The 14,975-nt window shown below is 69.2% G+C and carries 14 protein-coding genes; 11 read left to right on the forward strand and 3 right to left on the reverse strand.

The genetic code is table 11. The annotated features are described in order from the left end of the window. Positions 1-91 precede the first annotated feature (91 nt). The 7 genes from FHR56_RS19765 (at position 92) to FHR56_RS19795 (ending at position 6,761) form a co-directional block, all read left to right on the forward strand. The gene (locus FHR56_RS19765) at positions 92-802 is read left to right on the forward strand and encodes an FAD-binding oxidoreductase (protein ID WP_237473131.1); all 711 of its coding nucleotides are present in this window, start codon (positions 92-94) and stop codon (positions 800-802) included. A 541-nt stretch (positions 803-1,343) separates the two neighbouring features. Next, a complete protein-coding gene (locus FHR56_RS19770; protein ID WP_184502839.1) occupies positions 1,344-1,922 on the forward strand; it encodes a hypothetical protein in 579 nt (192 codons plus the stop codon). Next, complete coding sequence (locus FHR56_RS19775) at positions 1,919-2,119, forward strand: helix-turn-helix transcriptional regulator (protein WP_017908434.1); 201 nt, start codon at positions 1,919-1,921, stop codon at positions 2,117-2,119. Before FHR56_RS19770 ends, FHR56_RS19775 begins: the two co-directional genes overlap by 4 nt. Positions 2,120-2,208: 89 nt before the next feature. Next, positions 2,209-3,723, forward strand: coding sequence for an alpha/beta fold hydrolase (locus FHR56_RS19780; RefSeq protein ID WP_160946798.1), 1,515 nt, complete (start codon positions 2,209-2,211; stop codon positions 3,721-3,723). A gap of 31 nt (positions 3,724-3,754) precedes the next feature. Continuing rightward, positions 3,755-4,501 carry an ATP-binding cassette domain-containing protein gene (locus tag FHR56_RS19785; protein WP_017912098.1) on the forward strand — a complete coding sequence of 249 codons (747 nt, stop codon included), beginning with the start codon at positions 3,755-3,757 and terminating at the stop codon, positions 4,499-4,501. Beyond that, positions 4,498-5,679 (forward strand): ABC transporter permease, encoded by a 1,182-nt coding sequence (locus FHR56_RS19790; protein WP_160946797.1) that lies wholly within the window; start codon positions 4,498-4,500, stop codon positions 5,677-5,679. The genes FHR56_RS19785 and FHR56_RS19790 overlap by 4 nt, the downstream gene beginning before the upstream one ends. Before the next feature lie 143 nt (positions 5,680-5,822). Further along, positions 5,823-6,761 carry a CPBP family intramembrane glutamic endopeptidase gene (locus tag FHR56_RS19795; protein ID WP_160946796.1) on the forward strand — a complete coding sequence of 313 codons (939 nt, stop codon included), beginning with the start codon at positions 5,823-5,825 and terminating at the stop codon, positions 6,759-6,761. A gap of 74 nt (positions 6,762-6,835) precedes the next feature. Here the strand turns inward: FHR56_RS19795 and FHR56_RS19800 are convergent, their stop codons facing one another. Beyond that, positions 6,836-7,837 carry an energy transducer TonB gene (locus tag FHR56_RS19800; protein WP_160946795.1) on the reverse strand — a complete coding sequence of 334 codons (1,002 nt, stop codon included), beginning with the start codon at positions 7,835-7,837 and terminating at the stop codon, positions 6,836-6,838. A 171-nt stretch (positions 7,838-8,008) separates the two neighbouring features. Continuing rightward, entirely contained in the window at positions 8,009-8,617 is a 609-nt protein-coding gene (locus FHR56_RS19805) for a TIGR00645 family protein (protein ID WP_017908501.1), read from the reverse strand. A 114-nt stretch (positions 8,618-8,731) separates the two neighbouring features. On the opposite strand from FHR56_RS19805, the gene FHR56_RS19810 reads away from it, so the two are divergent. The 4 genes from FHR56_RS19810 (at position 8,732) to FHR56_RS19825 (ending at position 14,380) form a co-directional block, all read left to right on the forward strand. Then, positions 8,732-9,421, forward strand: coding sequence for a glutathione binding-like protein (locus tag FHR56_RS19810; protein WP_160946794.1), 690 nt, complete (start codon positions 8,732-8,734; stop codon positions 9,419-9,421). Between the two features lie 70 nt (positions 9,422-9,491). Beyond that, positions 9,492-11,723, forward strand: coding sequence for a S9 family peptidase (locus FHR56_RS19815; protein WP_160946793.1), 2,232 nt, complete (start codon positions 9,492-9,494; stop codon positions 11,721-11,723). Positions 11,724-11,774: 51 nt separating this feature from the next. After that, positions 11,775-12,359: a cytochrome c oxidase assembly factor Coa1 family protein gene (locus FHR56_RS19820; RefSeq protein ID WP_160946792.1), complete on the forward strand. Its 585-nt coding sequence runs from the start codon at positions 11,775-11,777 to the stop codon at positions 12,357-12,359. A 215-nt stretch (positions 12,360-12,574) separates the two neighbouring features. After that, positions 12,575-14,380: a DUF885 domain-containing protein gene (locus FHR56_RS19825; RefSeq protein ID WP_184502840.1), complete on the forward strand. Its 1,806-nt coding sequence runs from the start codon at positions 12,575-12,577 to the stop codon at positions 14,378-14,380. Positions 14,381-14,422: 42 nt separating this feature from the next. On the opposite strand, the gene FHR56_RS19830 is transcribed toward FHR56_RS19825, so the two are convergent. Then, complete coding sequence (locus FHR56_RS19830) at positions 14,423-14,776, reverse strand: hypothetical protein (RefSeq protein ID WP_160946790.1); 354 nt, start codon at positions 14,774-14,776, stop codon at positions 14,423-14,425. Positions 14,777-14,975 lie beyond the last annotated feature (199 nt).

The raw sequence follows: 14,975 nt of genomic DNA on the forward strand, positions 1-14,975 counted from the left end.
TATTATAGAAGACCTCGTGGGGTCGCCCCCGGCCACAGACTGTTGCATCTCCGTGCCTGCCCAATTCCCGCTGAAACTGGTCGATCGCCACATGCTGGCCCCGGCCGTCGGCCACTACCGCTTCGTTCGCGACGACGGCCAACCCCTGCCGTTCGTGCCCGGCCAGTTCGTGCAGGTGCACTTCCATTATGCCGACGGCACCGCGACCAAGCGCAGCTACTCGCTGGCCACCCGCCACGATCCGGCGCAGCCGGCCGATGCCACCGTCGAGATCGCGGTCAGCTTCGTCGCCGGCGGCGCGGCCACGGCGTTGTTTGAGGGGCTGGAGATCGGCGGCCAGGTCTGCGCCAGCGGTCCTTACGGGCGCTTCTGCCTGCAGCCCGGCGACGTCAACCGTCGCTATCTGCTGATCGCCACCGGCACCGGCGTCACCCCGTACCGCTCGATGCTGCCGCTGCTGGAAGCGGCGATGGCCGAGCGCGGTGTGGAGGTGGTGCTGCTGCTGGGCGCGCGGACGCCGGCCGAGCTGCTGTACGGCGACGAGTTCCGTGCCTTCGCCGATGCGCATCCCGGTTTCCGTTTCGTGCCGTGCTTCTCGCGCGAACTGCCGGAGGCGCCGCATGCCGATGTACGGCATGGCTACGTGCAGCAGTTCCTCGGCGAATTCGCGCCGCAGGCCGAGGGCGACATCGCCTACCTGTGCGGCAATCCGAACATGGTCGACGCCTGCTTCGATGCGCTGAAGGAGGCGGGGCTGCCGGTGCAGCACATCCGCCGCGAGAAGTACGTCAGCAGCAAGTAGCGGCTGCCGCCGGCGCGACGTCCGCTCGTAGAGCGGCTTCAGCCGCGGCCGCCTCACCGTGAATGTCTGCCGGGGGCGAAGCCGCGCGTTCTCGCAGCACCGGGTGCGCTTCGCGCGCTTACCCTCACCCCAACCCCTCTCCCGGTGGGAGAGGGGCTACTCGCGCCGTCTGGGTTTGTCTTCGTCTCGTCCGGACAGGTCAACAGCCAATGGTGGTTGCCGTCGGCGCGGACATCCTGCGTAGGAGCGGCTTCAGCCGCGACCGCCTCACCGTGAATGTCTGCCGGGGGCGAAGCCGCGCGTTCTCGCAGCGGCGGGTGCGCTTCGCGCGCTTACTCTCACGCCAACCCTCTCCCAGTGGGAGAGGGCCAGTTGTGCCAGCCCATGATGCTTTCGCTCGATCTGTAAAGGACGCTTGACAGTCGTTCCCGCTGCGCGCATTCTCCTGTCAAGCGTGCTTGACAGGGGACAAGGTCGACACGGCAGGAGCGGCAGCCGCAACGGTGCCGGATCGGGGATCGGCTGAGAATCGGGGACAGTGATGGGCAACTGCAGGCGCAACGCGATCGTGGTGCTGTGCGTGAGTCTTGCGCTATTGGCGGCGGCCGCCTGGCTGCCGCTCGGCGGCAGCGAGTATCTGCGTGGGGTATGCATGGGCGTCGGCATCGGCGGCCTGTTCATGGCGCTGTTGATGTGGTGGTCGCGGGGCAGCCTGGCCGACAGTGCGCCGCGGGCGCTGGCGCGGCGCTATTACCGCGAGTTCTTCCCGCCAATGGGCGCCTATGTGGTGGTGATGCTGTTCTGGAAGCGCCTGCTCGACAGCGTCGACGCGCACTGGCTGCGCGTGGTGGTCGCGCTGCTGCCGGCCTTGATGCTGGCGCTGGTGATCCGTGCGGTGGCGCGCTTCGTGCGCGACTCCGACGAACTGCAGCGGCGCATCGAACTGGAGTCCATCGCCATCGCCGCCGGGCTGATCTGCGGCGTCTACATGGCGGCCGGCTTCCTGCAGGCGGCGCAGGTGATCGCAGTGGCAGCGTCCACGGCGATGCTGTGGGTGTTCCCCGCGCTGTGCATGACGTATGGCGTGGTCAAGGTCGCGAACGCGCGCCGCTACCAATGAACAGCCGCATCCGCGAACTGCGCGAGGCGCACGGCTGGTCGCAGGGCGAACTGGGCGAGCGGCTGGGCGTGTCGCGGCAGACCATCAATGCGCTGGAGACCGGCAAGTACGATCCGAGCCTGCCGCTGGCGTTCCGTATCGCGCGGCTGTTCGCGCACAGCATCGAGCAGGTGTTCCTGTTCGATGAGGGCGAGTAACGCGCACTCCGTTCCATGCCCCACCGGGCCCCGACGACGCCATGTTCCGGCATGGCATTCTGCAAGCCATGAACTCAAGGATGCGAACCATGCGACACCCCTCCCGGCCGTTCGCCATCGCGGCGGCGACCCTGTTGCTCGCCGCCTGCCAGGCGGCCCAGGCACCGACGCCGCAGTCGTCCGAACGCAGCTATGGCGCGCTGCGCTTCCACCCGTGCACGCTGACCAATCCGGTGGCCTCCAACAACGTCGCGGCGCAGTGCGCGCGCATGCCAGTGCCGGAGAATCCGGCGGCGCCGAACGGCCGCAAGATCGAACTCAACATCGCCTGGCTGCCGATCACCGGCGAGGGCGGCAGCGACCCGGATCCGGTGTTCTTCCTCGCCGGCGGCCCCGGCCAGGCCGCGACCCAGGTCGCCAGCATCGTCGACATGGCGCTGCGCGAAACCCGCAAGCGTCGCGACGTGTTCCTGATCGACCAGCGCGGTACCGGCCAGTCCAATCCGCTGAGCTGCCTGGGTCCGGACGGCAAGGAGATGCCGCTGGCCGATCCGGCGCGCGCGCCCACCGCGAACGAACTGGTCGACTACGCCCGCCGCTGCGCGCAGTCGCTGCAGGGCCGCGCCGATCCGCGCTACTACACGACCACCCAGGCGATCGGCGATCTGGATGCGGTGCGCGCCGCATTGGGCGTGGACAAGATCAACCTGATCGGCGGTTCCTACGGCACCCGCGTCGCCCAGCAGTACGCGCGCCGCTACGCGCCGCACGTGCGCAGCGTGGTCATCGATGGCGTGGCGCCGAACGACCTGGTGGTCGGCGGCGAGTTCGCCACGACCTTCGAGGATGCCATCGCCCTGCAGGCCGAGCAGTGCAAGGCCGACCCGGCCTGCGCCAAGCGCTTCCCCACCGATACCCGCACGCAGTTGCGTGCGGTGGTGGAGCGGCTGCGGCAGGCGCCGGTGGAGGTGGACTACCGCGATCCGGCCAGCGGCGAGAGCCGCCACGACCGCGTCACCGCCGACACCGTCACCAGCCTGGCGTTCTCGTTCTCCTACGCACCGCAGACCGCGTCGCTGCTGCCGCTGGTGCTGGACGAGGCCGCCAACGGCCGCTACGGGCCGCTGATGTCGCTGGCGCGGATGATGGGCGGGCAACTGGACGGCCAGATGAACCGCGGCATGCAGTGGTCGGTGATCTGCGCCGAGGACGCCGACCGCTATCGCGCGCCGCAGAGGCACGACACGCTGCTCGGCCCGGACGTGGCGCAGATGTTCTTCGCGCCCTGCCCGGTGTGGCCGACCGGCACCCGGCCGGCCGACTTCACCGCGCCATTCACCTCCACTTTGCCGGTGCTGCTGACCTCCGGCCAGCTGGATCCGGTGACGCCGCCGCGTTACGCCGAGCGCGTGCTGAAGGGATTGCCCAACGGCCGCCACCTGGTGGTGCACGGCCAGGGTCACGGCACCATGACCCTGGGCTGCATGCCCAAGCTGCTCGGCCAGTTCTTCGAGACCGCCGACGCCAAACACCTCGATGCCACCTGCCTGGACGCGATGAGCGGCGTGCCGGCCTTCACTTCATTCAACGGATGGGAACCATGAGCTGCGCAGCGTTCGACAGGGAGGGGCAGGCATGATCGTCGCCGACAATCTGCACAAGGCATTCAAGACCCGCGCCGGCACCGTGCAGGCGGTGCAAGGGGTCAGCTTCCAGGCCGCCGACGGCCAGATCACCGGTCTGCTCGGCCCCAACGGCGCCGGCAAGACCACCACCTTGCGCATGCTGTACACGCTGATGGCGCCGGACCAGGGCCAGGTGCGCGTGGACGGCGTCGACGTGGGCCAGGATCCGATGGCGGTGCGGCGCGCGCTGGGCGTGCTGCCGGACGCGCGTGGCGTGTACAAGCGGCTGACCGCGCGCGAGAACATCGCCTACTTCGGCGAGCTGCACGGACTGTCGGCGGCCCGCATCGCCGAGCGCACGCGGCTGCTGTCGAAGGCGCTGGACATGGACGACATCCTCGACCGCCAGACCGAAGGCTTCAGCCAGGGCCAGCGCACCAAGACCGCGATCGCCCGCGCGCTGGTCCACGACCCGCGCAACGTGATCCTGGACGAACCCACCAACGGCCTGGACGTGATGACCACGCGGGCGCTGCGCGGGTTCCTGCGCGAGCTGCGCGAGGAAGGGCGTTGCGTGATCTTTTCCAGCCACATCATGCAGGAGGTGGCGGCGCTGTGCGATCGCATCGTGATCATCGCCAAGGGCACGGTGGTGGCCGCCGGCACCGCTGACGAACTGCGCGCCCTCACCGGCGAACCCAATCTGGAAGACGCCTTCGTCAAGGCGATCGGCAGCGACGAGGGACTGCACGCATGAGCCTGCTCCGTACCGTATTCACCGTGATGCGCAAGGAATTGCGCGACCTCTCGCGCGACCGCCGCACCCTGGCCTTGGCCTTGCTGCTGGGGCCGCTGCTGTACCCGGCGCTGATCCTGGGCATGGGCGCGCTGGCCGAGAGCCGCGTGCGCACGCAGATCGACAAGCCGCTGGACATTCCGGTGATCGGCCGCGAACGCGCGCCGAACCTGGTCGCCTTCCTCGCCGCGCAGGGCCTGAACGCGGTCGCGCCGCCGAAGGATCTGACCGGTGCGATCCGCAGCCAGGACGTGGACCTGGCGTTGAAGATCGACGAGGACTACGCCAACGCCTGGCACGAAGGGCGCCCGGCGCTGGTGGAGATCATCAAGGACAGCACCCGCCGCGACGCCGACATCCCGACCCAGCGCGTGCAGGCTGCGTTGAGCATGTACGGCCAGCAGGTCGGTGCCCTGCGCCTGCTGGCGCGCGGCATCGATTCGCAGGTGTCGCGGCCGCTGGACGTGGCGCTGCAGGACCTGGCCACGCCGGAGGCCAAGCGCGGTGCGTTGCTGGCGATGCTGCTGCCGGTGCTGCTGACCATCACCTCGTTCATCGGCGGCGCCTACCTGATCCTCGACGCCACCGCCGGCGAACGCGAGCGGCAATCGCTGGAGCCGCTGCTGGCCACGCCGGCCTCGCGCAGCGCCATCGTCAGCGGCAAGATCGCCGCGGCCTGCGTGGTCGGCCTGGTGTCGCTGCTGCTGACCCTGCTCGCGTTCAAGCTCAGCGCGCAGGTGGCCAGCGGCATCGGCCGGCAACTCAACGTCAGCTTCGTGGCGATGCTGCAGATGCTGTTCGTGCTGTTGCCGATGCTGTTCATCGGCACCTCGCTGCTGACCTACCTGGCGGCCTCGGCCAAGAGCATGAAGGAAGCGCAGAGCCACATGACCTGGCTGATGCTGCTGCCGATGCTGCCCGGCTACGCCTTGATGGTGTATCCGCTGAAAACCACGCTGTGGCAGTTCGCGGTGCCGTTCCTGGCGCAGAACCAGATGCTGATGAAGATCATCCGCCGCGAGACGATCGATCCGCAGATCTGGGCGGTCTACCTGCTCACCGGCTTCGGCCTGGCCGCGGTGCTGTGGCTGGCGGCGGTGCGCCGCTACCGGCAGGAGCAGTTGGCGATCTCCGCATAAGCGCCAGCAGCGCGCGGGCAAGGTCCGCGCGCTGCGCCGCCCTGGTCGCGGTCGCCGCGCGAACGTGCGGCGGCGATGCGCATGGCGTTCCCGCACGGCGGCTGCATCCGCCTTCCTGTACCCCGATCCGCAGCGAGCCTTGCATGTCTTCCGATCCACACGATGCGCCTGCAACGCATGCCGCCGACCGCACGCGCCTGCTGGTGTTGGGCGAGGCGCGCATCCTGCAGCCGGGCATGCTGCGCTGGCTGAGGGCGGTGGCCTGGGCGGTCGCCTTGCTGGCGCTGATGGTGGTCGTGGCAGTGGCGGTGCCGCTGCTGTGCGGCAGGCTCCTGCCGCCGGGCGCGGGTCAACTCGCACCGTATGCCACGGCATCGATGGCCGCCATCCTCTACGCCGTGGCGGTGCGCCTGGGCGAGCGGCGCTGGCCGGCGGAGCTCGCCTGGCGCGCGATGCCATCGCAGTTGACCCTGGGGTTGCTGCTGGGCGCGGCGATGTTCGCGGCGGTGATGGCGCTCATGGTGGCGTTGGGCGTGTACGCGATCCGCTGGACCGGGCCGGCGCCGGCGTGGGGGGCGCTCGGCAAGGCACTGCAGGCCGGCGTGGTGGAAGAACTGATGCTGCGCGCGATCCTGCTGCGGCTGCTGTGGCGCGCGTTCGGTCCCTGGCTGGCGTTCGCGTTGTCGGCGGCGCTGTTCGGCCTGGCCCACCTCGGCAATCCGAACGCGAGCGTGTTCGCCGCGCTCTGCATCGCGGTGGAGGCCGGCATCATGCTGGGCGCCTTCTACGTGCTCACCGGCCGGCTGTGGGTGTCCATCGGCGTGCACGCGGCCTGGAACTTCACCCAGGGCTATCTGTTCGGCGCGGCGGTGTCGGGCACCGACATGGGCCCGGCGGTGGCGCGCAGCACGGTGCAGGCCGGGATGCCGGACTGGCTGAGCGGCGGCGCCTTCGGCCCGGAAGCATCGCTGCCGGGCCTGCTGGTGTGCACGGTGGTGGGTGCGATCGCGACCTGGGTGGCCTGGCGCAAGGGGCGCTTCGGCGCGCCCGGGCGCCGTGCGGATAGTGCGCCGGTGTCCTGAGCGTTTTCGCGCGGTGCCGCGCCTGGCGATGCGGCGTGCCCGGCCACGGTGGCCGGGCACGCGTCAACGGCGGCTCAACCGCCGGGATTGAACGCCAGCGTCCGGCGGGTGGTCACCGGGGCGCTGACCGGCTCGAAGCGCCAGCGCTTGGTCGCGTTCAATGCCTCGCGGTCGAACACCCGCGGCGGCGTGGAGCGCAGGACGCGGGCATTGGTGACCGCGCCGTCGGTGCCGACGGTGATCTCCACCAGCACTTCGCCGGCCGTCCCCGAGCGCAGGGCTTCGGGCGGATAGCGCGGGGCCGGGGTGCTGATCGGGCGCAGGGTCTGCGCCGTGGCCGCCGGCGCGGCCGCGGGTGCCGCGGCAGGTGCAGGCGTCGGTTGCGTCGCGGCGGGCGTGGCGGGGCGCGCGGCGGCCTGGCGTTCGGCCTCCTGGCGTGCGCTCTCGCGGCGCGCGGCCTCCTGCTGCGCAGCGATCTGTTGCGCCGCCTGCGCTTCGCTGGCCTGCTGCTGCGCCTGCTTCTGCTGCTCGGCCGCGAGCTTGGCCTTCTGCTCGGCGTCCTTCTTGGCCTTGTCGGTCTCGTCCTGGCTGCGCTGAGTCACGGCCTCCATGCCCTTGCTGATGCCCTGCTTGAGCCGCGGCAGGGCCGGCGCCTGCGGATCCATCTTCTCGATCAGGCCGATCAGGCGCTGGGCCTCCGGGAAATCCTCGCGGTTGATGCTCTGTTCGGCGGCGATCAGCGTGTACGGCATCAGGTCGGTCAGCGCGCTCTTGACCCCCGCGTCGTCCGGCTGCTTGTCGCGCAGCGCCAGGTAGTACTCGACCGCGTTGTTGCCGGCCGGCGCGTACATGCGGTTCTCGCGCAGCGCCTGGCTGGCCGAGTCGTGCAACTGTTCAGTGCCCATCGACTGCACCTTGGCCGACACCGCCGGCGTCGCCGCAGCGTTGGCTGCGGCGGTGGCCGGCGTGGCGCTGGGTGGTGCGGTCTCGTCCTGCTTGGAGCAGGCCGCCAGCGCGGCCAGCAACAGGACCGGCGCGACACGGCGCGCCTTGGCGAGTGTGGTGAGTTGCGACATGCGTCCCCCTGAATCCCCGGTGTTGGCAATCAACGATGCGACGGCGGTGCGTTCGCGGTGCTGCGGCCCCCATGCCGCCAGCGCACCCCATCGGTCAATCTAGCATCCGCGGCCGCCGCGTGCGTGGCAGACGCTGCCATGCGGCAAAAAGCGTGACGCTGCGCGCGTCCGTCAATGCGCCGGGCGCGCCGGCGCGGACGCGGACATGATCCGGTCGGTCCAGGCGATGCCGATCGCCGACAGGATGAAGATGCCGTGGATGATGGTCTGCCACAGCACGCCGGTGGCGGTCAGCGTCGCGCAGCTCTTCAGATCCACCGTGCCCACGGCGCTGGCCAGCTGCTCCGGCGAACACATCGGCATGCCGCCGAGCGCGCCGACCGCGATGAAGGTCTTGAGCAGGTGGATCGAGGAGATGCCGATGATCGACAGCGCCAGCTTGACCTTGAGCACGCTCGCGTTGACGTGGCTCAGCCACTCCGGCTGATCCGGGTGGCCTTCCAGGCCCAGCCGCGACACGAAGGTCTCGTAGCCGCCGACGATCACCATCACCAGCAGGTTGGAAATCATCACCACGTCGATCAGGCCGAGCACGATCAGCATGATCTGCTGCTCGCCCAGGCTCGGCGCTTCGTGGATCAGGTGCCACAGCTCCTTGCCGAACAGGAACACGTACACGCCCTGGGCCACGATCAGCCCCAGGTACAGCGGCAACTGCAGCCAGCGCGAGGCGAAGATCAGGTTGGACAGGGGATGCAGGCGAGGCCGCTCGGGAGTCATGGCGTGGTCTGGAATGCTGCGTTGCGGGAGCGGCCAGGGTACCCGGCCGGCGGTGACGCTGCCAAGCCGGGGGGGCGCCGCTACACTCGGGGTTCCCTGTCCAGGAGCGCCGCCATGATCGATCTGTACTACTGGCCCACCCCCAACGGCCACAAGGTCACCCTGTTCCTCGAGGAAGCCGGGCTGGACTACACGCTCAAGCCGGTCAACATCGGCGCCGGCGAGCAGTTCGCGCCGGAGTTCCTGGCGATCTCGCCCAACAACAAGATGCCGGCCATCGTCGACCACGCCCCGGCCGACGGCGGCGCGCCGCAGAGCGTGTTCGAGTCCGGCGCGATCCTGCTGTACCTGGCCGAGAAGACCGGCCGCTTCCTGCCGGCCGATCCGCGCGGGCGCGTGGTCGCGCTGGAATGGCTGTTCTGGCAGATGGCCGGGCTCGGCCCGATGACCGGGCAGATGGGCCACTTCAACGTCTATGCGCCTGAGAAGATCGGCTATGCGATCGAGCGTTACGGCAACGAGGTGCGGCGCCTGCACGGCGTGCTGGACAAGCGCCTGGCGCACAGCGCCTATCTGGCCGGCGACGCCTACGGCATCGCCGACATGGCCAGCTACCCATGGATCGAGGTGTACAACGGCCTGACCCCCGACTACGCCGCCTTCCCGCACCTCAAGCGCTGGCACGATGCCATCGCCGCGCGCCCGGCCACCCAGCGCGCCTACGCCTTGAAGGAGCAGGTGAACCCGAACGCGGGCAAGCCGCTCAGCGACGCCGAGCGCAAGCACCTGTTCGGGCAGCGCTGAGCCGGCGCGCTTCTCAAATCCCGGGCGCACGCGCATCATCCGTGCGCTCGGTGCTCCATCAGGAACCTTCATGCGCTCTCTGTTCGCCGCTCTCGCCCTCATGCTCGCCACCCCCATCGTTCCCGCCCACGCCGAGAAACTGACCCTGGAGGCCATCACCGGCAGCAAGCCGCTGTCCGGGCCGACCCTGATGAAGCCCAAGGTGGCGCCGGACGGCTCGCGGGTGACCTTCCTGCGCGGCAAGGACAGCGACCGCAACCAGCTGGATCTGTGGGAGTACGACATCGCCAGCGGGCAGACCCGCATGCTGGTGGATTCCAAACTGGTGCTGCCCGGCACCGAGACCCTGAGCGACGAGGAAAAGGCGCGCCGCGAGCGCCAGCGTATCGCCGCCTACACCGGCATCGTCGAGTACCAGTGGGCGCCGGACGCGCATGCGCTGCTGTTCCCGCTCGGCGGCGAGCTGTACCTGTACGACCTGAGCAAGACCGGCAGTGCCGCGGTGCGCAAGCTCACCCACGGCGAAGGCTTCGTCACCGACCCGAAGATCTCGCCCAAGGGCGGCTACGTCAGCTTCGTGCGCGGGCGCAACCTGTGGGTCATCGACCTGGCCAGCGGCCAGCAGCACCAGCTCACCCGCGACGGCAGCGAGACCATCGGCAACGGCGTGGCCGAGTTCGTCGCCGACGAAGAGATGGACCGCCACACCGGCTACTGGTGGGCGCCGGACGACTCGGCGATCGCCTTCGCGCGCATCGACGAAACCGAGGTGCCGGTGCAGAAGCGTCCGGAGGTCTATGCCGACCACACCGAGGTGGTGGAGCAGCGCTATCCGCAGGCGGGGCAGCCGAACGTCAAGATCCAGCTCGGGGTGATCGCGCCGCGTGCCGGCGCGCAGCCGCAGTGGATCGACCTGGGCAAGAACCCGGACATCTACCTGGCGCGCGTGGACTGGCGCGATCCGCAACGGCTGACCTTCCAGCGCCAGTCGCGCGACCAGAAACGCCTGGAGCTGATCGAGGCGAGCCTGGCCAGCGGCAAGCAGCGCGTGCTGATCACCGAGACCAGCCCGACCTGGGTGCCGCTCACCTACGACCTGCATTTCCTCAAGGACGGGCGCTTCGTCTGGGGGTCGGAGCGCAGCGGCTACGAGCATCTGTACCTGGCGTCGGAAGACGGCCGCACGCTGCGTCCGCTGACCCAGGGCGAGTGGGTGGTGGACGAACTGCTGGCGGTGGACGAGGCCGCCGGCAAGGTCTACTTCTCCGCGACCAAGGCGTCGCCGACCCAGACCCAGCTCTACGCGGTGCCGCTGGCCGGCGGTGCGATCGAGCAGCTGTCCAAGCCCAACGGCACGCATGCCGCCAGCTTCGCCAAGAACGCCAGCGTCTATGTCGACAGCTGGTCCAACACCACCACGCCGCCGCAGATCGAGCTGTTCCGCGCCAATGGCGAAAAGATCGCCACCCTGCTGGTCAACGACCTGGCCGATCCACAGCATCCCTATGCCGCCTACCGCGCCGCGCAGCGCCCGGTCGAGTTCGGCACCATGACCGCCGCCGACGGCAAGACCCCGCTGCACTACCGGCTGATCAAGCCGGAAGGGTTCGATCCGGGCAAGCGCTATCCGGTGGTGGTCTACGTGTATGGCGGCCCGGCCGCGCAGACCGTGGTCGATGGCTGGCCCGGCCGCGGCGATGCGCTGTTCGACCAGTACCTGGCCCAGCACGGCTATGTGGTGTTCTCGCTGGACAATCGCGGCACGCCGCGCCGCGGCCGCGATTTCGGCGGTGCGCTGTACCAGCACCAGGGCACTGTGGAAGTGGACGACCAGTTGCGCGGCGTGGCCTGGCTGAAGGCGCAGCCGTGGGTGGATGCGGCGCGCATCGGCGTGTACGGCTGGTCCAACGGCGGCTACATGACCCTGATGCTGCTGGCCAAGCACAGCGAGGCCTATGCCTGCGGCGCCGCCGGCGCGCCGGTCACCGACTGGGGCCTGTACGACAGCCACTACACCGAGCGCTACATGAATCTGCCCAAGGCCAATCCGGATGGCTACCGCGACAGCCGCGTGGCCGCGCACCTGGACGGGCTGAGCTCGCAGTTGCTGCTGCTGCACGGCATGGCCGACGACAATGTGCTGTTCACCAACTCCACCTCGCTGATGAGCGAACTGCAGAAGCGCGGCAAGCTGTTCGAGTTGATGACCTATCCCGGCGCCAAGCACGGGCTGTCCGGCAGCAACGCGCTGCATCGCTATCGCACCACCGAGGCCTTCCTAGCGCGCTGCCTCAAGCCCTGAGCGCGCCGCTGCATTTCACCTTTCCGCTTTCGCACGACAAGGGGTGACGTCATGTCGAGTCCGCCGCCACTGCCCGGGACGCCCGGTCCTGCCTCCGCCACGGCGCTGCCACCGGCCAAGCGCGGCTGGTGGGCGCGGCACTGGAAGTGGGCGGTGCCGCTGATCGTGCTGGTGCTCGGCGCCCTGCTGCTGGCGTCGATCGCGGTGTTCGTGCTCGGCATCGCGCGCGTCACCAAGTCGTCCGAGCCGTACCGGGTCGGCGTGATGGCCGCACAACACGATCCGCGCGTGGCGGCCGCGCTGGGCGCGCCGATCAAGGACGGCATCATGCCCAGCGGCAGCTTCAACAGCAGCGGCGGTGGTAGTGGCAATGCCGAGCTGAGCGTGTCGCTGCACGGCAGCCGCGCCAACGGCACCCTGTACATCGAAGCCGAGCGGCATGCGGGCGAGTGGCACTACACCACCTTGCAGGTATTGCCGGATGCGGGTGAAGCGATCCCGCTGCTCGATGCGCTCGGGCAGGACGCCGACAGCGACGACGACGAGGACGCGGACGGAATGGCGGTCGAGGCGCGGCCGGTGCCCGCGGCGGACGTGCACAGCGCCACGCCTGCCGAGGCCGACACCACACAATAGCGGCGCAAGCGGTCTGCCGCGCACGTCGTGTGCGGTCGACGGTGGCCATCGGCACGCGATGGCGTACCGCCACGAGTCTGCACTGATGCAGCCACGCCGCGGCGTCGCCACCGCCGCATGCCGCATCGCCGCGCGGTGGCGGCCATGACCTCCGGCAGATGGCCGATCCGGCAATGCCGCGTACGGTCCCTGCATCATTCTGTCGGAGCTGCGCCATGAAGCCACGTGTCCTCGCCATCGCTCTGACCCTGGCGCTGGCGGCGCCTGCGCCGTTCCCGGCGCTGGCAGCAGCGGCCGCACCGGCGGCCGCGTCGGCCAAGCACGCACCCGCTTGGGTGGAGCGCAGCAATGCCTTCGCGCAGATCCTGCTGCAGGCGCAGGCGCCGTTCCAGGCCGAGGAGGTGAGCTTCTTCGGCGTACCGGGTTTCGACGACCAGGTTTCCGATTTCGGTCCCGACAACGCGCGGCGCTTCCGCGAGGCCACCAGCGCAGCGCGCCGCACGCTGCAGGAAAAACTGCAGGTGGAGCGCGATCCCAATGTGCGCCAGGACCTGGCGATCCTGATCCACGCCGCCGACCAGTCCATCGAGGGCAGCACCCTCAATGAGCGCTTTTTGCTGCCATGGACCGACGCGCCGCAGCACGTGTTCGGCGGCATCAACAACCTGTTGTCCGAGCAGGTACCGGCGGCGCGCCGCGCCAAGGCGCTGCTGCGGTTGCAGCGTTACGTCGGCCTTGCGCCGGGCAGCACCTCGACTCTGCAGCTGGCGCGGCAACGCTACGAAGAGAAGCGCGCCGACGGCAACCTCCTGCAGCCGACCAAGCGCGAGGTCGAGCAGGCCTTGAGCAATGTCGATACCTACGCCAAGGGCATTCGTTCGCTGTTCGCCGAGTACAAGATCACGGGCGCGGAGGCGGCGCTGGCGGCGATGGACAAGCAGTTCCAGGACTACGCCACCTGGACCCGCACGGTGGTGTTGCCGCAGGCGCGCGAGGATGCGCGCCTGCCGCCCGAGTTGTATGCGTTCCAGCTCAAGCAGGTCGGCATCGACATCGCCCCGCAGGTGCTGATGCAGCGCGCGCAGTTGGAATTCATGGAAACCCGCTCGGCGATGCAGCAACTGGCGCCGCTGGTGGCCGCCGCCAAGGGCCTGCGCGGCGACGACGCCCGCGACTACCGCACGGTGCTGCGCGCGCTCAAGCGCGACACCATCCCCGACGCCAAGCTCGAGGCGCACTACCGCAGCGTCATCGACCGCATCGATCCGATCATCCGCCAGCAGCGCATCGTCGATGTGCCGCAGCGGCCGATGCAGATGCGCCTGGGCTCCCCGGCGGAAAGCGCCGCGCAACCGGCGCCGCATTTCCGCCCGGCGCCGCTGGTCGGCAACACCGGCGAGCAGGGCACCTTCGTGCTGCCGCTGGGCAATCCGGACAGCGCCGGCAAGGGCGAGCACTACGACGATTTCAACTTCGGCGCGGCGGCGTGGACGCTGAGCGCGCACGAGGGCCGGCCCGGCCACGAACTGCAGTTCACCGCCATGGTCGAGCGCGGCGTGTCGCTGGCGCGCAGCCTGTATGCGTTCAATTCGGTCAACGTCGAAGGCTGGGCGCTGTACGCCGAGGCCGAAATGGTGCCGTACGAGCCGCTGGACGGGCAGTTGATCGCCTTGCAGTTCCGCCTGCTGCGCGCCGCCCGGGCCATGCTCGACCCGATGCTCAACCTCGGCTTGATCGACCGCGAGCGTGCGCGCCTGGTGCTGGAGAACGACGTCGGCTTGTCGCCGGCGATGGCGCGGCAGGAGCTGGACCGCTACATGGTGCGCGCCCCCGGGCAGGCCGGCAGCTACTTCTACGGCTACAGCCGCATCCTGGAACTGCGCATGCGCACCGAGCTGGCGCTGGGCGCCAGGTTCGACCGGCTGAAGTTCAATAACTTCCTGCTGGACCAGGGGTTGTTGCCCCCGGATCAGCTGGCCGCGGCGGTGGACGAGGCGTTCGTGCCGTCACAGCGCAAGTGAGCGCGCTTGCGATCACCGTCGACATCGGACAGGCTGCGGCTCTCAGTGATTCCCCGGATCAGTTTCGGGGCGCTGCCGTCCCGTCCAGTCGCTAGCCTTACCGCCGCCTACCTGGCAGATGCGCTGGCGTTCGAACCATGCGTTGTACGCAATGACGGACCACCCTTTGCAGTACTTGGTGCTGACGACCGTGGGGTAGGGGCAGTAGGGCGGAATCGGCGCCCATCCGCTGCCGGCACCTACAGGTTTCCAATGTCGGTTGGGCGATTTGCAGCCTTGCGTACAGAACACGAACGGATCGTTGGAACGACAAGACAGGTCTTCGTAGACCTGTTGCGCGCTAGCGGCACCCTGCATCCCCAGGAACGCAACCAGAATCCAGATCAGCTTTTTCATCACCCTTCCCTCTGTCGAAAGCGGTCCATCCCAAACGTTCGGACCAAACGTGTCGTTGCGTGGCGAGCGGCATCCCGACCCCGGACCCGCGACGGGTCCAGCCGATTTTGCCCGCAAATAGCTTAGCAAGGGTTTCAGTGGCGGAGGGCACGGTCCATGGGCCCACCCTGCTGGCCAGGGCAGACCGGATGACCCGCTT

This window comes from Xanthomonas sp. F10 (assembly GCF_014206815.1).
Taxonomy (GTDB): Bacteria; Pseudomonadota; Gammaproteobacteria; order Xanthomonadales; family Xanthomonadaceae; genus Xanthomonas_A; species Xanthomonas_A indica.